General features: G+C 71.4%; 19 protein-coding genes. 14 read left to right on the top strand and 5 right to left on the bottom strand.

Annotated features, from left to right (window positions below; genetic code table 11):
• Window positions 1–220 precede the first annotated feature (220 nt).
• The 4 genes from ACIP8Z_RS07265 to ACIP8Z_RS07250 form a co-directional block, all read right to left on the bottom strand.
• Window positions 221–1339 (bottom strand): HTTM domain-containing protein, encoded by a 1119-nt coding sequence (locus tag ACIP8Z_RS07265; protein ID WP_402079851.1) that lies wholly within the window; start codon window positions 1337–1339, stop codon window positions 221–223.
• 46 nt (window positions 1340–1385) lie between these two features.
• A complete protein-coding gene (locus tag ACIP8Z_RS07260) occupies window positions 1386–2123 on the bottom strand; it encodes a DUF5819 family protein (RefSeq protein ID WP_402079848.1) in 738 nt (245 codons plus the stop codon).
• Between the two features lie 128 nt (window positions 2124–2251).
• Window positions 2252–3523 (bottom strand): ice-binding family protein, encoded by a 1272-nt coding sequence (locus ACIP8Z_RS07255; protein WP_402079845.1) that lies wholly within the window; start codon window positions 3521–3523, stop codon window positions 2252–2254.
• Window positions 3524–3910: 387 nt separating this feature from the next.
• A complete protein-coding gene (locus tag ACIP8Z_RS07250; protein ID WP_402079842.1) occupies window positions 3911–4765 on the bottom strand; it encodes a helix-turn-helix domain-containing protein in 855 nt (284 codons plus the stop codon).
• A gap of 464 nt (window positions 4766–5229) precedes the next feature.
• Between ACIP8Z_RS07250 and ACIP8Z_RS07245 the strand changes: the two genes are divergently transcribed.
• Genes ACIP8Z_RS07245 through ACIP8Z_RS07230 form a run of 4 tightly spaced genes read left to right on the top strand, consistent with a single transcriptional unit; the run spans window position 5230 to window position 9468 of the window.
• Window positions 5230–5985, top strand: a complete 756-nt coding sequence (locus tag ACIP8Z_RS07245; RefSeq protein WP_402079839.1) for a (5-formylfuran-3-yl)methyl phosphate synthase — start codon at window positions 5230–5232, stop codon at window positions 5983–5985.
• Window positions 5986–5993: 8 nt separating this feature from the next.
• Window positions 5994–7403, top strand: a complete 1410-nt coding sequence (locus ACIP8Z_RS07240) for an aldehyde dehydrogenase family protein (RefSeq protein ID WP_402079836.1) — start codon at window positions 5994–5996, stop codon at window positions 7401–7403.
• Window positions 7400–8512: an NAD(P)-dependent alcohol dehydrogenase gene (locus tag ACIP8Z_RS07235; RefSeq protein WP_402079834.1), complete on the top strand. Its 1113-nt coding sequence runs from the start codon at window positions 7400–7402 to the stop codon at window positions 8510–8512. The genes ACIP8Z_RS07240 and ACIP8Z_RS07235 overlap by 4 nt, the downstream gene beginning before the upstream one ends.
• The gene (locus ACIP8Z_RS07230) at window positions 8509–9468 is read left to right on the top strand and encodes an SAM-dependent methyltransferase (RefSeq protein WP_402079831.1); all 960 of its coding nucleotides are present in this window, start codon (window positions 8509–8511) and stop codon (window positions 9466–9468) included. The genes ACIP8Z_RS07235 and ACIP8Z_RS07230 overlap by 4 nt, the downstream gene beginning before the upstream one ends.
• Before the next feature lie 67 nt (window positions 9469–9535).
• Here the strand turns inward: ACIP8Z_RS07230 and ACIP8Z_RS07225 are convergent, their stop codons facing one another.
• The gene (locus tag ACIP8Z_RS07225; RefSeq protein ID WP_402079829.1) at window positions 9536–10069 is read right to left on the bottom strand and encodes an EF-hand domain-containing protein; all 534 of its coding nucleotides are present in this window, start codon (window positions 10067–10069) and stop codon (window positions 9536–9538) included.
• A gap of 301 nt (window positions 10070–10370) precedes the next feature.
• Between ACIP8Z_RS07225 and ACIP8Z_RS07220 the strand changes: the two genes are divergently transcribed.
• From ACIP8Z_RS07220 to ACIP8Z_RS07175, 10 genes are all read left to right on the top strand, one after another.
• Complete coding sequence (locus tag ACIP8Z_RS07220; protein WP_386299162.1) at window positions 10371–11033, top strand: hydrolase; 663 nt, start codon at window positions 10371–10373, stop codon at window positions 11031–11033.
• Window positions 11034–11038: 5 nt separating this feature from the next.
• Window positions 11039–11545: a DoxX family membrane protein gene (locus tag ACIP8Z_RS07215; protein WP_402079827.1), complete on the top strand. Its 507-nt coding sequence runs from the start codon at window positions 11039–11041 to the stop codon at window positions 11543–11545.
• 91 nt (window positions 11546–11636) lie between these two features.
• The gene (locus ACIP8Z_RS07210) at window positions 11637–12215 is read left to right on the top strand and encodes a Dps family protein (protein WP_402079824.1); all 579 of its coding nucleotides are present in this window, start codon (window positions 11637–11639) and stop codon (window positions 12213–12215) included.
• Window positions 12215–13642 carry a dihydrolipoyl dehydrogenase family protein gene (locus ACIP8Z_RS07205; protein ID WP_402079822.1) on the top strand — a complete coding sequence of 476 codons (1428 nt, stop codon included), beginning with the start codon at window positions 12215–12217 and terminating at the stop codon, window positions 13640–13642. Before ACIP8Z_RS07210 ends, ACIP8Z_RS07205 begins: the two co-directional genes overlap by 1 nt.
• 146 nt (window positions 13643–13788) lie before the next feature.
• Entirely contained in the window at window positions 13789–14625 is an 837-nt protein-coding gene (locus tag ACIP8Z_RS07200; protein WP_402079820.1) for an alpha/beta fold hydrolase, read from the top strand.
• Between the two features lie 47 nt (window positions 14626–14672).
• The gene (locus tag ACIP8Z_RS07195; protein WP_402079818.1) at window positions 14673–15626 is read left to right on the top strand and encodes an alpha/beta hydrolase; all 954 of its coding nucleotides are present in this window, start codon (window positions 14673–14675) and stop codon (window positions 15624–15626) included.
• Entirely contained in the window at window positions 15623–17509 is a 1887-nt protein-coding gene (locus ACIP8Z_RS07190; protein WP_402079816.1) for an amidohydrolase, read from the top strand. The genes ACIP8Z_RS07195 and ACIP8Z_RS07190 overlap by 4 nt, the downstream gene beginning before the upstream one ends.
• 16 nt (window positions 17510–17525) lie before the next feature.
• Entirely contained in the window at window positions 17526–18260 is a 735-nt protein-coding gene (locus ACIP8Z_RS07185; protein ID WP_402079813.1) for a GPR1/FUN34/YaaH family transporter, read from the top strand.
• Between the two features lie 106 nt (window positions 18261–18366).
• Window positions 18367–18681, top strand: a complete 315-nt coding sequence (locus tag ACIP8Z_RS07180; RefSeq protein WP_402079811.1) for a GNAT family N-acetyltransferase — start codon at window positions 18367–18369, stop codon at window positions 18679–18681.
• A gap of 65 nt (window positions 18682–18746) precedes the next feature.
• Window positions 18747–19472, top strand: coding sequence for an alpha/beta fold hydrolase (locus tag ACIP8Z_RS07175; protein WP_402079809.1), 726 nt, complete (start codon window positions 18747–18749; stop codon window positions 19470–19472).
• The last annotated feature ends 2 nt before the right edge of the window (window positions 19473–19474 follow it).

Genomic DNA, 19474 nt, shown 5'->3' with positions numbered 1-19474 from the left:
CGTTGATCCTAGGCGCGCGACGGCGACGACTACGAGCACCGGCCGGCTCTCCTGGAAGGGGTGGACAGGGTGCTGACGGGGTGTGCGCTCGCCGGCGTCGAACCGGCACTATCGTCCCGGACAGCGGCCCGGGGCAGGGCCGCACGGTCACTGACCCACGGCCGTCGCTACGAACTCACACCGCCCATCCTGCTCGCGACACGGCAGACGACATCAGGGTCTACCCGCCCCGAACGGCCCGAGGCTCCGCGGCGGGTACCCCTGGTTTTCCCTGTGCGGGTACGGATCCCGATCCTGCCGCCTGACGCGTGTCGGGCCGCAGTCCGAGCTGCTGTGCCGCATGCCGCCACAGAAGGGGCAGGAAGGCGTAGAAGCGGTCGGGGAGGAACACGGCGTCCGCGATGATCATCGCGCCGGAGAAGAGGGGCAGCCCCATGAGTACGGCGATGCCCAGGTGCATGCCGAGCAGTACGGTCAGAACGGGATACTTGAGCCTGCCGAAGAGCACGAACGGGAAGGCGACCTGCACGAGGACCGTCACGTAGCCGACGATCGTGATCACCATCGGGAACCCGTCCACGAGGTGGGAGAGCGCGGGCCAGGGCTGGAACAGTTCGAGGTTCAGCGCGTAGTGGAGAGCGGTGCCGCCGCCCCAGGTGGAACCCTGGACCTTGTACAGGCCGGCCGATCCGTAGAGGAAGCACACCTGTGTGGCGATGACCAGGATGCCGCAGTTGTGCACCACCGTGGTCAAGGTGATGCGCGCCTCGTGGAGTTGCTGCGCGTACAGACTCTTCACCGGTTGCGGCGCGGGGGCCGCGCGAGCCGTCCTGAGCCGGTCTCGGCGTGCGTCCAGGGACCAGCGCCGACCGCATGCGGTGAGAACGAGATACAGCGCCATCAGCAGGACCAGGTTGTCGCCCCCGTCCGTCATGAAGATCGCTCTTGCGTGGAACGAGATCACCACGACGGCGAAGAGGACGGACATGACGCGGGTCCGCCAACCCAGCGTGAACAGCGCGGCCGTGACGAGAGCCAGTAGGTAGCAGAGCTCGAAGTAGGCACGGCTGTCGGACAGCATCAGGATGCTGTTCCAGCCCGTCTGATCGAAGAGCTGTGCTGCCAGTGAGCGTGTCCAGGGCGAGTCGGGGCCCCAGATCTCCGCGCGGTGCGGGAACTCGCGGAGCAGAAAGACCAGGTAGAGCAGTCCGTAGCCGATGCGCAGCACCGAGGCGGCGTACAGAGACAGCGGCCGGACGGTGAGAAGTGTCCACAGAGCGCCGACCCGGCCGAGAAGCCGTCGGTGGACGGTGACGACCAGGGAGGTCTCCCGGTCCACGGGGCGGTGTGGTGCGGTGGCTGTCGGGGGGAATGGGGGAGTCTGCTCAGTTCCCACGAGGGGTCACCTTCCACCAGGGCAGGAGCCGGTTCTCGCTGGGCACCGGCGGGCGGTTCCCGGCTGTGCCGGGCGGGGCGATGGGCAGCGTGATCACCCGGAGCTGAATGAAATCGAAGGTGCCGCCGTCGTTGTGGGCGGCGACGCGGTCCGCGGCGATGTTGCTCAGGTACTTCTGCAGCATCACGGCCCGGTCCGAGCGTGCCGTGTCGCTTCCTCCATGTGTTTCGACGTAGGAGCTCCATGCGCGACGCACGAGGTTCTGTGCCGTGTGGCTCGGAAACGCATGGTGCTCGACGGCGGAATTGTCCACGGCGGTGAGGTCGAACCAGGGGCTCACCTGTACCGATCCGTTGGAGTCGGTGTGCGCGGTTCTCGCCAGGACTTGCCGGTTGAAGGAATCGGGGTCCGGGGCGAAGAGCCGCCAATTCTGTTCGAAGAGGGGATAGACCCAACCATTGACCTGCGTGCTGTACCGCTTCGACACGGGGTTCGGGGGAGCCACGTGCAGGAACACCATGACGACATGGACCAGGGTTGTCATCAGGCACAGGGTTACGGCGGTGTACAGCCCCGCCCTCAGGGCGCGGACACCCGTGGGCGAACTGTCCGGCGCGCCGCCTCGGTCATGACGTGGCGGGGAGACCGGATCGGAATCGGACTGCTGATGTTCCCTCACGGTCGCTGATTCAATTCCGCTCGACACTGCCCACCCTGGCTTTCTCATTTGTGTTGATCGCGCCTGAGGCCGCCGCGAATCTCACCGACGGCGCACGGCGCACGGCGCACGGCGGATTCGGTGAGGATTCCGCCGCGCGCCGTCATCTGATGAACAGGCTTCGTGCTGGCCGCTGCCTAGCCCTCGTGGCCCGCGGGCTTGTTGCCGTAGCCGAAGTGTCCGTACGGCTGCTCGTCGTGGCCGTCGTGGCCGTCGTGGCCGTCGTGGCCGTGGCCCGGCTTGCCCGGTCCCTCGTGGTCCCCGTGACCCGGTCCGCCGTGGTCCGGTCCGCCGTGCTCAGGCCCGCCCTGCTCCGGTCCGCCGTGGTGCGGTCCGCCGTGGTCCGGCTTGCCGCCGTGCCCGCCGGTGACGGCCCCGCCGGTCGTGTTCCCGGCGGTGATGCCCGAGGTGTTCCCGCCCGTGGTGTTCCCGGCGGTGTTGCCCGAGGTGTTCCCGGAGGTGTTGCCGGAGATGTTCCCCGAGGTGCCGCCGCTCACGAGGCCGACGCTCGGCCCGCCGATCAGACTGCCGCCGATCAGACCCAGTGTCGTGCCCGTCGTCGCCCCGGTCGTGGTGCCCGTCGTCGTTCCCGCGGTCGCCCCGGTGGTCGTTCCGGTGGTCGTCCCGGTCGTCGTGCCGGTCGTCGTTCCACCGGTGGCGCACCCGCCGAGGAAGATCCGGTTGTTGTTGAGCGTCACCTCGCCGTTACGGGCCAGGGCCCGGCCCTCGACGCTTGCTCCCTGGTTCACGAAGATCGAGGTCAGAGCCATGATGGTGCCGACGAAGGTGGAGGTGGTGCCGAGCGTCGCCGAGCTTCCGATCTGCCAGTACACGTTGCACGGCGAGGCGCCGTTCGTGAGCAGGATGCGGCTGTTGGTGGCCGTCGTCAGGGCTTCAGGGATCTGGAACACCCAGACCGCGTTGGGGTTTCCGCCCGCGTTCAGGATCAGATCGCCGGTGAGCCCGACACCGGACGTGGCCCTGTGGACGCCAGGAAGCAGTTCCTGCCCCCCGCCGATTCCTGCGGCGAGCGGGAAGTCCGGTGCCTGGCCCGTCAATTGGCCGGCCGCTTGGTTGTACGCCACGATCAGATCGATCTTGGCCTGGCGGGCCTGGTCGTCCGCGGGGTGTACCGCGCCGCTCACGAGGCCGGGCGGGAATCCGGTGATGGACCCGTTCGGGTGCGTCCCGAGGTCGTGGTCGAGCACCGAGTTGCCGGTGTTGGTGACTCCCTGACCCGCCAGAACGGAATAGCTGGCTGTCGTGCCCAGAGGCACGGGCGTTGCGATGGCCAGTGCCTGTGTCGACGTCACGGCGACCATGACGCCGGCAACCGTTGCGGCGAGAGTCGAGGCGAATCCGCCGGACAGAAGGCGGCGCTGAGTCCTTCGAGGGATGTGCAGCTTCATCAAGAGGCCAATTTCTGTGGGGGGGCCATGGCGTACCGGGCCCTACCGATCGCCCGGGATGCCTTCTAGCTGTCGCCGCATATTACGCAGGAAAATCCACGCACCAATGCCGGGTATTGGCGGGGAGGGGGGGATTGATATAAACACATTCAACATCGCGCGGCGTGATGAAAATATGCAGCCTTTTACCCTCGTTGAGTCCGAACATCACCGGATGAGTGGGGATCGTTCGACTCGCGCGAGCTGGTTCCGTACAACTGTCCATGGGGCCGAACTCGATGTGGACACGGATGTACGGCCGACCGGGTCAAATCAGGAATCCCGCAGAGTGGGCGTGGCGCACCGCTTCCGACGGATGCGGGCCGACTGGGGCGCCGCCTCAGGTGTTCATGACGCGAAGACCTTGATGGCGTCGGCGATGACGTCCCGGCTGTGCTCCGGGGTGAGGGCCCGGGCGCGCAGGTGGGCGTGCGTCACGCCGTACTGCCGCACGTCGGACGGCTTGTCCAGGCAGAGGCCGCTGGTGAACCTCTTCAGGTACACCACCGCCTCGCGGCTGTCGGGGAACTCCAGGACGGAGAACTGTCCCGACAGGCCTGGGTGAGCGCCCGCGCTGTGAGGGAGGACCCGCACGACGACGTGCGGCTCGGTGCTGAGCGCGTGCAGGTGCTCCAGTTGCTCGCGCATGATCTCCCGGCTGCCGATGACACGTCGCAGGACTGATTCGTCCAGGACGACCCGCAGGTGCAACCGGCGGGCAGGGTCGTAGATCCGGTACTGACGGCGAAGCCGCACCCTCAGCTGCGCGGCGGCCTGGTCGACCGTGAGGAGAGGGATCGTTTCCTCGATGACCGAGGCGGCATAGGCGGGGGTCTGCAGCAGGCCGGGGATCACCAGGGGCGCGTACAGGCGAATGGACGAGGCGGCCGCCTCCAGGTCGAGGTAGACGCTGTGGGGGATGTCGCCGTAGGCACGCCACCAGCCCTGCCGGCTCGATTCCTTGGCGAGCGCTGTCAGCCTGTCGACGACATGCCGGTCGGCGACGCCGTAGAGCCTGCAGAGGTCGCGCACGTCGCGGGGGCTGACAGGACGACGGCCCGTCTCCATGTGGCTGACCTTGGCCTGGGAGATCAGCAGTCGCGCCGCCACCTGTGTGCCGGTCAGGCCGCTGTCCTTACGGAGTCGACGCAGCTCCGTTCCCAGTCGTCGTCCTGTGACGGTGGGGTTGTTGTTCGCCGCCATGGGCGGTGTACCTCCGGCTCCAAGCCACTTCGTGCTCGAGCAGGGTGACATGGACCCCCGGCTGTTGATCATGCGCCATGCCGCCTGTGTCGGGCGGCGGGAAAAAGGATTGTGACGGTGTAATTTGCCGAGCGGCCGCTGCCCTCCTCGTGCATGCCATCCGGCTCCGGCCACGGATGCCGGGCCTGGTGGAAGACGCCACGTGCCCGGTGACCGGACAGGAGGCGGACGGAGGGGCCGGAGTACGCAAGTGCGCATCGGGGGCGCTTGGCAGGATGCGGCGGACGCCGGTGCGCGCCCGGTGCACATCCCGTGATGCGCGTGCCGTCACGAGCCTCCGGGGAGCCCCGCGCGCCCTACCGGTGCCCCTGGGGCGACGGAAAGGATGAGCGCACCGCACATGAACCAGCTGATCCGCACCCCTGTCCTCGGCCAGGTGGACATGCGGGCGGAAGGAGCTCACGGTGTTGCTTCTCATCTCCCCGGACGGTGTCGAGGAAGCCCTCGACTGTGCGAAGGCCGCGGAACACCTCGACATCGTCGATGTCAAGAAGCCCGACGAGGGCTCGCTGGGCGCCAACTTCCCCTGGGTCATCAGGGAGATCCGCGACGCGGTGCCGGCGGACAAACCGGTGTCCGCCACCGTGGGGGACGTGCCGTACAAGCCCGGCACGGTGGCGCAAGCCGCGCTCGGCGCGGTCGTCTCCGGCGCCACGTACATCAAGGTCGGCCTGTACGGATGTACGACTCCCGAGCAGGGCATCGAGGTCATGAGGGCGGTCGTCCGCGCGGTGAAGGACCACCGCCCCGAAGCGCTCGTGGTCGCCTCCGGCTACGCCGACGCCCACCGCATCGGCTGCGTCAACCCGCTCGCCCTGCCCGACATCGCCGCCCGCGCCGGTGCCGACGCGGCCATGCTCGACACCGCGATCAAGGACGGCACACGGCTCTTCGACCACGTCCCGCCCGACGCCTGCGCCGAGTTCGTCCGGCGCGCCCACGCCTCCGGTCTCCTCGCCGCCCTCGCGGGCAGCGTCAAGCAGGGAGATCTCGGTCCGCTGACCCGCATCGGCACGGACATCGTGGGCGTGCGGGGAGCGGTCTGCGCGGGCGGGGACCGCAATGCCGGGAGGATCCAGCCGCACCTGGTCGCCGCCTTCCGGGCGGAGATGGACCGGCAGGCCCGAGCGCACGCTGTCGGCACCCCGGCCGTGAACTGACCACCGGGATGCCGACACCAGAAGCCGGCCGCGGACCTGGGCGTCGTGCCGCACGCCTCGCCGTCCTCGACCCGGCCACCGGGAAGGCCTTCGACGAGGCCCCCGACCAGCGGCCGGACGAGTTGGACGACGTGGTCGCCCGGGCCCGGCGGGCCTGGCACGTCTGGCGCACCGACCCCGCGGTCCGCACCACCGCCCTGCGCGCCGCTGCCGACGCGGTGGAAGCAGCCGGCGACGACCTCGCCCGACTCCTCACCCGGGAACAGGGCAAGCCCCTGGCCGAGTCGTGCGCCGAGATCGTCCGTACGGCGGCCCGGCTGCGCTACTTCGCCGACCTGGCCCCCCGGACCCGCCGGATCGACGACGGAAGACCCGTGCACAGCGAGGTCCGCTGGCGGCCCGTCGGTCCCGTCGCCGCGATCGTGCCGTGGAACTTCCCGCTGCAGCTCGCGGCGGCGAAGTTCGCGCCCGCGCTCGCGGCCGGCAACACCGTGGTCCTCAAACCGTCCCCGCACACCCCGCTCGCCACCCGTCTGCTCGGCTCCGTCCTCGCCTCCGTCCTGCCCGAGGACGTCCTGAGCGTCGTCACCGGTCGCGAACCCCTCGGTGCCCGTCTCGCCGCCCACCCCGGCATCCGTCACGTCACCTTCACCGGCTCGGTGCCCACCGGTCGGGCCGTCGCCGCGGCCGCGTCGGCCTCGCTCGCCCGGGTCACCCTGGAACTCGGTGGCAACGACGCCGCCGTCCTCCTGGACGACATCGACGTGGACCGGATCGCGGACCGGCTGTTCTGGGCCGCGTTCCGCAACTGCGGGCAGGTCTGCATGGCGGTCAAACGCGTCTACGCCCCCGCCCGGCTCCACACCGAGGTCGTCGAAGCCCTCGCCCAGCGTGCGAAGGCCGTCGCGGTCGGATCCGGACTCGACCCGGACACCCGGATCGGTCCGGTCAACAACGCACCCCAGCTGGCCCGGGTCGAGCGGGTCACGCGGCAGGCCCTGGCGGCCGGCGCCCGGGCCGCGGCCGGCGGCCACCGACTCGACGGAGCGGGCTACTTCTTCGCTCCCACGATCCTCACCGACGTCCCGCCCGACAGCCCGGTGGTGACCGAGGAACAGTTCGGACCGGTGCTGCCGGTCCTGCCGTACCGGGACCTCGACGAGGCTGTCGACGCGGCCAACGCCAGCGGCTTCGGACTGGGCGGATCCGTATGGGGCACCGATCTCGACCGGGCCGGGGCCGTGGCCGACCGGCTCGAATGCGGCACGGCGTGGATCAACCACCACGCCGAACTCTCCCTCGCCCAGCCCTTCGCGGGCGTCAAGGACAGCGGCGTCGGTGTCGCGGGCGGACCGTGGGGCCTCTACGGCAACCTCAGGCCGTTCGTCGTACACCGACCGCGGGAGGAGGAAACGTGACGAGGAGGTTTCGGGCGGCCGTACTGCGCTCGTACGAGGACCCGTTCACGGTGGAGGAAGTGGCCCTGTGTACGGAGCCCGGCCCCAGCGAGATCCTCGTCGAGATCGCGGGAGCCGGGATGTGCCGTACCGACCTCGCGGTACGGCGATCGGCCGGCCGCAGCCCGCTGCCCGCGGTCCTCGGCCACGAGGGATCCGGGGTCGTGGTGGCGACGGGCGGCGGCCCCGGCATCGCGCTCGGCGTCGGAGACCACGTCGTGCTGAGCTTCGACTCCTGCGGACACTGCCGGAACTGCCGAGCCACCGCCCCCGCCTACTGCGACTCCTTCGCCTCCCTCAACCTCTTCGGCGGGCGCGAGGAGGAACCACCGCGCCTCACCGACGCGGCCGGAAAGGCGCTGGCTCCCCGCTGGTTCGGCCAGTCCTCCTTCGCCGCGTACGCGCTCGTCCCGGCCCGCAACGCCGTCCGGGTCGACCCCGCCCTGCCGCTCGAACTGCTCGGGCCCCTCGGCTGCGGCTTCCTCACCGGTGCGGGAGCCGTACTGAACACCTTCGCCGCAGGACCCGGCGACACCCTCGCGGTCCTCGGCGCGGGAGCGGTGGGCCTCGCCGCCGTGATGGCGGCCACCGCCGCCGGCGTGCGGACCGTGGCCGTCGACCGGCATCCCGAGCGGCTGGACCTGGCCGAACGGTTCGGCGCGACCCCGCTGTCCGCCGGATCGCACGGACTGCCCGAGCGGATCCGCCGACTGACCGACGGCGGAGCCCAGTACGCCCTGGACACCACGGCCTCGGCCCCGCTCATCAACGACGCGCTCCACGCACTGCGCCCCACCGGCACCCTCGGCCTCGTGGCACGCCTCCACACCCCGCTACCGCTCGCACCCGGCACGCTCGACCGAGGCCGAGGCATCCGCCACATCTGCGAAGGCGACGCCGTACCCGGACTGCTGATACCCCGGCTGACCGGCCTGTGGCAGGCCGGCCGCTTCCCCTTCGACCAGCTGATCCGCACCTACCCGCTGGCCGACATCAACGAGGCCGAACGCGACTGCGACGCCGGCCGCGTGGTCAAACCCGTCCTGCTGCCGGAAAGAAGAGACCGATGAGCGAAACCTTCACCACCAGGGAGCCCTCCCCTTCCGCCACCGGAGGAGACACGACCGCCACGTCGACCCGGCAGGGCGACGCGGACGGCGTGGACGGAGGGGTGGGGCTGACCGCCCTCCTGGTCGCCGCGGCCCGGGCGATCGAGACCCACCGCCACGACAGCCTGGCCCAGGACGTCCACGCCGAACACTTCGTACGCGCGGCCCCGGCGTGCGCGCACTGGCCGGTACGCATCGGACAGGTCCCGGAGGGGGACGACAACCCGTTGTGGGGCAGGTTCGCCCGCTACTTCGGGCTGCGGACGCGGGTCCTCGACGACTTCGTCCTCGGGTCGGTCCTCGACGGTGCCCGTCAAGTGGTCCTGCTGGGCGCGGGGCTGGACACGCGTGCCTTCCGGCTGGACCTTCCGTCCGACTGCGTGGTCTACGAGATCGACAGGGCGGGTGTGCTGGCCTTCAAGCACCAGGTGCTCACGGACCTGTCGGCCGCGCCGAGGGCGAAGCGCGTCCCCGTACCGGTCGACCTGCGCGCGGACTGGGTCACCGCGCTGATCTCCACCGGCTTCGACCCGGCCGTCCCGAGCGTCTGGCTGGCCGAGGGGCTGCTCTTCTATCTGCCGAGTCGCGCCGAGACGTACCTCATCGACGCGGTGGACCGGCTGACCACCGGGGGCGGCTCCCTGGCCTTCGAGGCCAAGCTGGAGAAGGACCTGCTGGCGTACCGCGACAGCGCGATCTACACGGCCACGCGGGAACAGATCGGCATCGACCTGCTCGACCTCTTCGACCTGGGACCGCGCCCCGACTCGGCGGCTCACCTGACGGCCAAGGGCTGGTCCACGTCGATGCGCACGCCCTTCGACTTCACCCGCCGACACGGACGCGGCCCCCTCCCCGAGCCGAACGACGCCTTGGAGGGGAACCGGTGGGTCTTCGCCCACAAGCCCGGGCCATGACGTCCTTCGGACCGACGGTGCCCCGGGGCGGCCGACGCCGCCCCGGGGCGCTCGCGACCCGGCCGTGTCACACGGCCGGGACGCCCACCAGCCGGTCGCCGGGAATCCCGGCCAGGTCCGGCGCGTAGTAGTCCTCGATGCCGGCGGCCCACGTGGCCACGGTGATGCGATCCTCGGCGTCCGGGGCGAAGGCGTCGAAGAGCGCGTGGATGTTCGCCTCCTCGAAGCCGATCGCCGTCATCAGCGACACGAAGAGCGGGCGCTCGATCAGGCCGTCCCCGTCCGGGTCGCCGAGTGCGGAGAGAGCCTCGGCGAACTCGGTCACCGTGGGGCCGAAACGCTTGGGGTCGAGCACGAAGGGGCGGAACTCGTCGACGCTGATCACGCCGTCACCGTTGGCGTCCAGCTCGGTGGCCAGCGTCGTCCACCAGCGGCGGAACGCGGTCCGGATGGCCTCCTTGGCGCCGGCGTCCGATGCGACCGCCACCTCCAGAACGCGTCCCGTCATGAGGTCGAAGTCGTCGGAGTCGATGACTCCGTTGCTGTTGGCGTCGAAGAGGGAGAAGACCAGCTCGACCCGCTTGGCGGCCTCAGTGCGCATGTCCGTCACCTGTCTCGTGCGGCCCGTCGGTCGCGGGCCTGGCTTGATGAGTGCTTCTACGTAACCGTGCTGGGGGGAGTGCCGTGACGGTGAGGCGGCCGCCGTTACCGGAAGGAGTGAGTGCGCCGGGAATCAGCCCCGGCCGCTCGGGCCGGTCACCCGCGATCCAGCGGTTGTGCGCTGTCGTGCCAACCCCTGGGCGCAGGAGGTCAACGCGGTCGGTCGGGTCGCTCGTAGCTTGAAGAAGTGCCGAGCCGCGGAGGTGGCGGGCACGCTACCGATCGCTTCGAGAGGACCCCTCATGTTCGACATCACCAAGGTGCAGGCCGCCCCCAGCAAGGATCTGCTCACGCCCGACAACTCGGTCATGCTCTTCGTGGACCACCAGCCGCAGATGTTCTTCGGCACGGGCAGCGGCGATCGCGCCGCGATCATCAACAGCACCGTGGGCCTCGCCAAGGCGGCGCAGGCCTTCGACGTGCCGGCGGTCCTGACCACGGTCGCCGCCGAGTCGTTCTCCGGGCCCCTGCTGCCCCAGCTCGCCGAGGTGTTCCCCAAGCACGAGGTCATCGACCGTACGACCATGAACGCCTGGGAGGACGAGGCGCTCGTGGCGGCGGTCAAGGCCACCGGGCGCAAGAAGATCATCCTGTCGGGGCTGTGGACCGAGGTCTGCCTGGTGCTGCCCGCGCTCTCGGCGCTCGAGCAGGGTTACGAGGTGTACGTGGTCTCCGACGCCTCCGGCGGCGTCAGCCCGGCCGCCCACGAGCACGCGCTCCAGCGGATGATCGCCGCCGGCGCCGTCCCGGTGACCTGGGTCCAGGTCCTCCTGGAGCTGCAGCGCGACTGGGCCCGCCAGGAGACGTACGGCGCGGTCATGGAGATCGTCAAGGCCCACGCGGGCGCGTACGGCCTGGGCGTCGTGTACGCGCAGAGCGTCATCGGCGCGCACGCGGCGGGCTGACCCCTGTGGACACCGGCATTCTGATCCTGCGTCTGCTGGTGGGCCTGCTCGTCGCCGGCCACGGTGTGCAGAAGATCAGCTCGCACCTGGGCGGCAGGGGCCTTGAGGGCGGCACGGAGGAGTTCCGCGCCGACGGATTCCGCGGCGGCGCCCTCACCGCCCTGGCGGCGGGCGGTGGCCAGATCGGATCGGGCCTCCTGCTCGCCGCCGGCCTCCTGACCCCGCTCGCCGCGACCGGCGCCATCGGGGTCATGACGGTCGCGCTCACCGTGAAATGGCGCCACGGGCTCTGGGTGCAGAACGACGGATACGAGTACCCGCTCGTCCTCATCGGCACCGCCGCCGCCCTCGCCGCCACCGGACCGGGCGCCTGGTCCCTCGACGCGGTCCTCGGTCTCACGCCGTACCCGCTGTGGTGGGCGGCCCTCGCGCTCGCGGCCGGTCTCGGCAGCGGGCTCCTCACCCGGCTCCTCCTGCACCGGCCCGCCGCCCCGGCGATCGCCGAGCGCTGAGCGCGAGCCGCGCAGACCGGTCCGGTCGCCCGCGTACCCCTGACCGGGCGGCCGGACCCTTCCCACCCTCTCTCCCGAACAGGAGCACTCGATGGACACCCTCACGACCCCGCACGGCGGCGGTCAGCCGCTGCTGCACCAGAAGGGCGCCGAGACCCAGGCGTTCGGCACGCTCAAGCAGCTGCCGATCGGCCTCGGCCACGACACCCGCATGTACGCGTGCCAGCGGCTGAACCGCGTCCTCGCCGACACGCAGATCCTCTACTCCCTCTACAAGAAGCACCACTGGCTCATGCGAGGGGCGACCTTCTACTCGCTCCACCTCATGCTGGACAAGCACGCGGAAGCCCAACTGGCCATCGTGGACGCGCTGGCCGAGCGGATCCAGAGCCTCGGCGGCGTCGCCGTCGGAGACCCGCGTCACGTCGCGGAACTGACCGCGATACCCCGGCCGCCGGACGGCGTCGAGCCGGTGCCCGTCATGCTGTCGCGGCTCCTCGACGCGCATGAGCGGATCCTGATCGACGCCCGGGACGCCGCCGCCCGGCTCTCCGAGGAGGGCGACGAGGGCAGCACCGACCTGCTCGTCTCCGATGTGATCCGCACCGGCGAGGCGCAGGTGTGGTTCCTGGCCGAGCACCTCGTGGACACGCCTCTGGTGCGCGGCTGATGGAGGACACGTACGACGTCGTCGTGGTCGGCGGCGGTCCGGCCGGCGAGGTGGCGGCCGACCGGACCGTCCGGTCGGGGCTGACCGCCGTCGTCGTCGAGGCCGAGGCGGTCGGCGGCGAGTGCTCCTACCGTGCCTGCGTGCCGAGCAAGGCCCTGCTGCGACCCGGCGCCGCCCGAGCGGCGGCCCGGTCGGTCGACGGGGCCCGGCAGGCGGTCACGGCGGCACTCGACCCGGCGCGCGTCCTGGCCCGGCGTGACCGTTTCACCGGGCGCGGTGACGACACCGGCCAGGCCGACTGGCTCGACGGTGCGGGCATCGCGCTCGTACGGGGGCACGGCCGGCTCGCCGGTGAGCGCCGGGTGGAGGTGACCGGGGCCGACGGCTCGGTCCGTACCCTGCGGGCCCGGCACGCGGTCGTGGTCTGCACCGGCACGCAGCCCGCCCTTCCGCCGGTCGAAGGGCTCGACCGGATCGGTGTCTGGACCAGCCGGCAAGCCACCACGGCCGACGCGGTGCCGGACCGACTCGTCGTCATCGGCGGGGGAGTGGTGGCCTGCGAGATGGCCACCGCCTGGCGCTCGCTCGGCTCCTCCGTCACTCTGCTGGTCCGCGACCAGGCCCTGCTGACCGGCTGGGAGCCGTGTGCCGGCGAAGAGGTCACCCGGGGGCTGAGCGATCTGGGCGTCACGATCCGCTTCGGGGTGTCGGCCGTCCGGGTCGCCCGTGACGAGGCCACCCGCGCGGTGACCGTGGACACCGACGACGGCACCGCTCTCGTCTGCGACGAGGTACTGGTCGCCGTCGGCCGGCGCCCGCGCACGGCGGACCTCGGACTGGACTCCGTCGGACTGCCGGCAGGCGACTGGCTCCCGGTCGACGACACCTGTCGGGTCACCGCGGTCGAGGGCGCGTGGCTCTACGCCGTCGGCGACGTGAACCACCGTGCGCCGCTGACCCACATGGCCAAGTACCAGGCCCGCGCCTGCGCTGCGGCGATCGCCGAGCGAGCCGCGGGGCGCCCGGCCCTCACCGGAGGCCGGCAGCCATGGAGCGCGGAGGCCGACCACATCGCCGTCCCGCAGGCCGTGTTCACCCGTCCCGAGGTCGCGAGCGTCGGTCTCACCGAACGCGCGGCACGCGAAGCGGGTCTCGCGGTACGCGTGGTCGAGTACCGCATCGACGACGTCGCCGGTGCCGCGCTCCACGCGGACGACTACCGCGGCCTCGCCAAGCTCGTCGTCGACGAGACCCGGGGAGTCGTCGTCGGCTGCACGCTCACCGGTCCCCTGGCGACCGAACTCATCCACACCGCCACCGTGGCCATCGTGGGCGAGGTCCCCCTGGAGCGCCTGTGGCACGCCGTGCCCGCCTTCCCGACGGTGAGCGAGGTCTGGCTCCGCCTCCTGGAGGCGTACGGCCTCTGAGGCGAGTCCGCCCCGACCGCCGCACCCGCTCGCCCCGACCACTCGCCGCATCCGCTGGGCCCCATCGGCGCACCCTTTCGCCCGACCGGCACGCGCCCGCCCGTCCGAGCGCACCCGAATGCCTCACGACCCGACAAGGAAACCCCATGCATCCCAAGAGGCGCACCCTCGCCCTCGCGCTGCCGGCCACGCTGGCAGCCCTGATGGGCGCCGCACCCGCCGCACCCGCCGCACCCGCGAGCGGCCCGGCCGCCGGCGCCGACCGGCACGGACCCAAGCCCACGATCGTCCTGGTCCATGGGGCGTTCGCCGACGCCTCCAGCTGGAGCGGCACGATCAGGCGGCTGCAGCGCGCCGGCTACCCCGTCCTGGCGCCCGCCAACCCGCTGCGCGGTCTCGCCGCGGACACCGCCTACCTGCGCGGCGTGCTGGCCGCCGTCGAGGGGCCCGTCGTCCTGGTAGGCCACTCCTACGGCGGCGCCGTCATCAGTGGCGCCGCGCTGGGCGACAGCCGGGTGAGAGCCCTCGTCTACATCGCCGCGTTCACCCCGGACAAGGGCGAGAGCGCGGCCGAACTCGCCGCCAAGTTCCCCGGCTCGACCCTCGGTGACGCGGTGAATCCCCGGTCGTACCCGCTGCCCGGCGGTGGCACCGGCACCGAACTCGTCATCGACCAGGCCACGTTCCACCGGCAGTTCGCCGCCGACGTCTGCACCGCCGACGCGGCCGTCATGGCCGCGACCCAGCGCCCGGTCGCCACCGCCGCGCTGGAGGAGAAGGCCGGGGAAGCGGCCTGGAAGACGATCCTGTCCTGGGCGCTGATCGCCACCGCCGACAAGAACATCCCGCCGGCCGCCGAACGGTGGATGGCCCGGCGCGCCGGTTCGCACATCACGGAAGTGGACGCGTCGCACGCCGTGGCCGTCTCCCGTCCGGCCGTGGTCACCGACGTGATCCTCGACGCCGTACGGGCGACCCGCTGAGCCCCCCACCTGCGCCCTCTCGTACGTCCCCAGAAGGAGAACCCCTCATGAAGAACCGTCCGATCCTCGAACCCGCCGCCCAGGCCTTCGCCGACGCCACCGCGCAGCCGCCGTACCTCTACCAGATCCCCGTAGCCGAAGGCCGTAAGGCCGTGGACGGTGTCCAGAGCGGTGAGGGCGTCCCCCTGCCCGAGGTCGACGAGGAGTGGATCACCGTTCACGGCGGCCCGACCGGCGACGTCCGGGCCCGGATCGTCCGCCCCCGCGGCGCCACCGGCCCGCTTCCCGTCATCCTCTACATCCACGGAGCGGGCTGGGTCTTCGGCAACGCTCACACCCACGACCGGCTCGTCCGCGAACTCGCCGTCGGCACCCGGGCGGCCGTGGTGTTCCCCGAGTACGACCTCTCGCCCGAGGCGCGCTACCCCGTCGCCATCGAGCAGAACTACAGCGTCGCCCAGTGGGTGGCACGCGACGGGCACCACAAGGACCTCGACGGCGCCCGGATCGCCGTCGCGGGCGACTCCGTGGGCGGGAACATGACCGCCGCCCTCACCCTCATGGCCAAGCAGCGCGGCGACGTCACTGTCGTCCAGCAGGTCCTCTTCTACCCGGTCACGGACGCGAGCTTCGACACCGACTCGTACCACCGGTTCGGCGAGGGCTACTTCCTGCGCCGCGACGCCATGAAGTGGTTCTGGGACCAGTACACGACCGACGAGGCCGAGCGCGCCCAGATCACCGCCTCCCCGCTGCGCGCCTCCACCGAGCAGCTGACCGGCCTGCCGCCGGCCCTGGTCATCACCGCCGAGGCCGACGTCCTGCGCGACGAGGGCGAGGCGTACGCGGCGAAGCTCCGCGACGCCGGCGTCCCCGTCACCGCCCTGCGCGTGCAGGGGACCATCCACGACTTCGTCATGCTGAACGCACTGCGCGAGACGCAGGCCGCGGAACTCGCCATCGGTCTCGCCACCGACACCCTGCGCAAGGCCCTCGCATGACCGGGCCGTCGACCAGCATGCCGGTGTCGGGCCTCGTTCCCGCCCCGCGTCGGGAGCACGAGCACGCCGACCTCCTCGTCCGCAACGCCAAGGTCTTCACCGGTGACCCCGACCGGCCCGAGGCACGCGCCGTCGCGATCCGCGACGGCCGGATCGCGGCCCTCGGCGACGACCACGATCTCGCCCACCTCGTGGGGCCGGGAACGAAGGTCGTCGACGCCCTCGGCCGCCGGGTGGTCCCCGGCCTCAACGACTCGCACCTGCATGTCATCCGGGGCGGCCTGAACTACGTACTGGAGTTGCGCTGGGACGGCGTACGAAGCCTCCGCCACGCCCTCGCGATGCTGCGTGAGCAGGCCGGCCGCACCCCGAAGGGGCAGTGGATCCGGGTGGTGGGCGGCTGGACCGCCGAGCAGTTCGCCGAGCGCAGGATGCCGACCGTCGCCGAGCTGAACGCCGCCGCCCCCGACACCCCGGTGTTCGTCCTTCACCTGTACCAGTCGGCGCTGATGAACCGGGCCGCCGTCAAGGCCGCCGGATTCACCCGGGAGACCCCCGACCCGCGCGGTGGGCAGATCGTACGCGGCCGGGACGGTGAACCCACCGGTGTCCTCCTCGCCGCCCCGAGCGCCCTGATCCTGTACTCGACCCTGGCCAAGGCGCCGCCCCTGGACGAGGCCGACAAGCGGGCGTCGACGCGCCACTTCCTGCGCGAGCTGAACCGCTTCGGACTGACGTCCGCGGTCGACGCCGCCGGCGGGTTCCAGAACTTCCCCGACAACTACGCCACGGTCGTCGACCTCGCCCGGTCGGGGGACCTGACCCTCCGGATCGCCTACCACCTCTTTCCGCAGACGGCCGGTCAGGAGCTCGCCGACCTGAAGCGCTGGACCGAGATGGTCAAGCCCGGGGACGGGGACGAGTGGCTCCGGCTCAACGGCGCGGGAGAGAACCTGACATGGGCCGCCGCCGACTTCGAGAACTTCTCCGAACCTCGGCCCGAACTCGCCGCCGGCTACGAGGCCGAGTTCGAGAGGGCCGTCCGGCTTCTCCTTGAGAACGGCTGGGGCTTCCGCCTCCACGCGACCTACGACGAGACGATCCGCCGCGACCTGGCCGTCTTCGAGAAGCTCGCGGCCGAAGGCCTCTTCCCCGGCGGCAACCGCTGGCTCTTCGACCACGCCGAGACGGTCTCGGCCGACAGCCTGGACCGGATCGCGGCCCTCGGCGGCGCCGTGTCCGTGCAGAACCGCATGTCCTTCCAGGGCACCGCCTTCCGCGACCGGTACGGAGCCGAGGCCGCCGCCCACACCCCGCCGGTCCGCGCCATGCTCGACCGGGGCCTCACGGTGGCCGCCGGCACGGACGCCACCCGCGTCTCCTCGTACAACCCGTGGGTCGCGCTCCACTGGCTGGTCACCGGGCGCACCGTAGGCGGCACGGCCCTCTACCCGGCCGGGAACCTGATCGACCGGGAGACCGCCCTCGGGCTCTACACCCGGGGCGGAGCGCGGCTCACCGGCGAGCAGGACGTCAAGGGCACCCTTCGAGAGGGCTGGTACGGCGACCTCACGATCCTCTCCGACGACTTCTTCGCTGTGCCCGAGGACGTCATTCCCGACATCGAGTCCGTCCTCACCGTCGTCGGCGGCCGCATCGTCTACGCCTCCGCCGAGTACGAGGGTCTCGACGAGGCCATGCCGTCGGTCACCCCGGAGTGGAGCCCCGTGGCCCACTTCGGCGGCTACCAGAGCGGCGCCCGCCAGGCGTCGGCCGTGGCCGACGCCGTCGCCGAGTCCGAGCGGCACCGCCGCTGGCGCGTCGCCCGCGGCTCCGTCCCCGACACGACGCCGTCCTTCGTCGACCCCTGCTTCGCGCACTGAGAGAGAGATCCACCCGATGTCCGCAGCATCCCCCGCCGCCGACGGCGGCGACACCCCGGCGGCCTCGCTGGACGCCCCGGAACGCCGTTTCGAGCCGGACCTCCGGTCGATGACACGGATCAACCTGCGCCCCATCGCCTCACCCATGCCGCTCGGCTTCTTCACGATAGCCATCGCCTCCGTGATGACGGGCTGCCTCCAGCTCGGGCTCTTCGACGAGGCGGCCCGCGCCGCCGTCGCCTTCACGGTGCTGCCGGCCTTCGTCCTCCAACTCCTGGTGAGCGTCCTGGCCTTCGGCGCCCGTGATGTGATCGCGGCGACGTTGATGGCGGTGTTCGCCGGCAGCTGGCTGCCCTACTCGCTCGTCATGCTCAGCGGCGCGCCCGACGGCCTCCAGGTCCTCGGCGTGTTCAACCTGGCGCTCCTCTGCTTCGGGGCCCTGATGACCGCCGTGACCCGGCCCAAGCGCGCGCTCTGGCTCGTCCTCGCGGTCTCCCTGCCCCGCTGGGCGACCACCGGCCTCGGGGGCATCACCGGCGCCGAGTGGCTGACGCGTACGTCCGGTGCGCTCGGCCTCGTGGTGGCGCTCGTCGCGATGTACACGGCGTTCGCCCTGATGCTGGAGGACATGCGCAGCGAGCAGGTCCTGCCCATCGGCCGCAGCGGCCCCGCCCACCTCGCGGTGGAAGGCGACCTGTCCGTCCAGCTCCGCAACCTGGAACGCCAGGCGGGCGTACGCCGCACGCTCTGACCGCACCCGCACCCGCACCCGCACCCGCACCCGCACCCGCACCCGCACCGGCACACCGTCACACCACGACCGCACACCGTCACACCACGACCGCACAGGAGCACCCATGGAACCGCAGGTGACCGACCGGCCCCAGAAGTCCCGGTACGAGATCCTCGCCGGCGACGACGGCACCGAGACCGCGGGCTTCGCCGAGTACCACCTCTCGGAGGGCGAGATCGCCTTCATCCACACCGAGATCGACAGCCGTTTCGCCGGCCAGGGCCTGGGCGGACTCCTTGCCCAGGGAGCGCTCGACGACGCCCGGAACCGTGGGCTGCGCGTCCTGCCGTACTGCCCCTTCGTCCGGGGCTGGATCGGCAAGCACCCCGAGTACACCGACCTGGTGCCCGAGTCGAGGCGCGCCCGCTTCGGCCTGTGAAGCACCACACATCCATCTCCCGCATCACCAGCCCCATCACCCGTCACGTACCGAGGAGTTCCCCCATGCCCCGACACGCCCGCCCCAGCGTCGTCCTGGTCCACGGCGCCTTCGCCGACGCCTCCAGCTTCGCCCGCGTCATCCCCGAGCTGACCGCCGCCGGCATGGAAGTGGTGGCCCCGGCGGTGCCCAACCGCGGCCTCGTCGACGACGCCGCGTACATCGCCTCGGTGATCCGCGCCGTCGAAGGCCCCGTGATCCTCGTCGGGCACTCCTACGGCGGTGCCGTCATCACCCTCGCCGGCGCGGAGGACAACGTCCGCGCACTGGTGTACCTCGCGGGATACGCGCTGGAGGAGGGCGAGAGCCTGGGCGAGCTGCAGGGCCGCTTCCCCGACTCCGGTCTCGCCGACGCGCTCGTCTACACCCCGTTCCCGGTGGCCGGCTCCACCGAGACCGGCACCGACGTCTCGGTGGAGATCGAGAAGTTCCCCGCCCTCTTCGCGGCGGACGTCGACCCTGACCTCGCCGCGGTGCTCGCCGTCTCCCAGCGCCCCCTGGCCGCACGTGCCTTCTCGGAGGCGGCGCCCGTCGCGGCGTGGAAGACCAAGCCCTCGTGGGGCCTGGTCGCCTCCTCCGACCGCACGATCAACCCCGACGTGGAGCGCTACGGCTACGAGCGCGCCGGCATGACCATCGTGGAGGTCGACTCCTCCCACCTGGTCATGCTTGCCCAGCCCAAGGCCGTGGCGGAGCTGATCCGGGACGCGGCCGGGTCCACCGCTCACTGACT

The organism is Streptomyces sp. NPDC088553, assembly GCF_044752965.1.
Lineage (GTDB): Bacteria > Actinomycetota > Actinomycetes > Streptomycetales > Streptomycetaceae > Streptomyces.
This window is presented reverse-complemented; position numbering and strand designations above follow the sequence as displayed.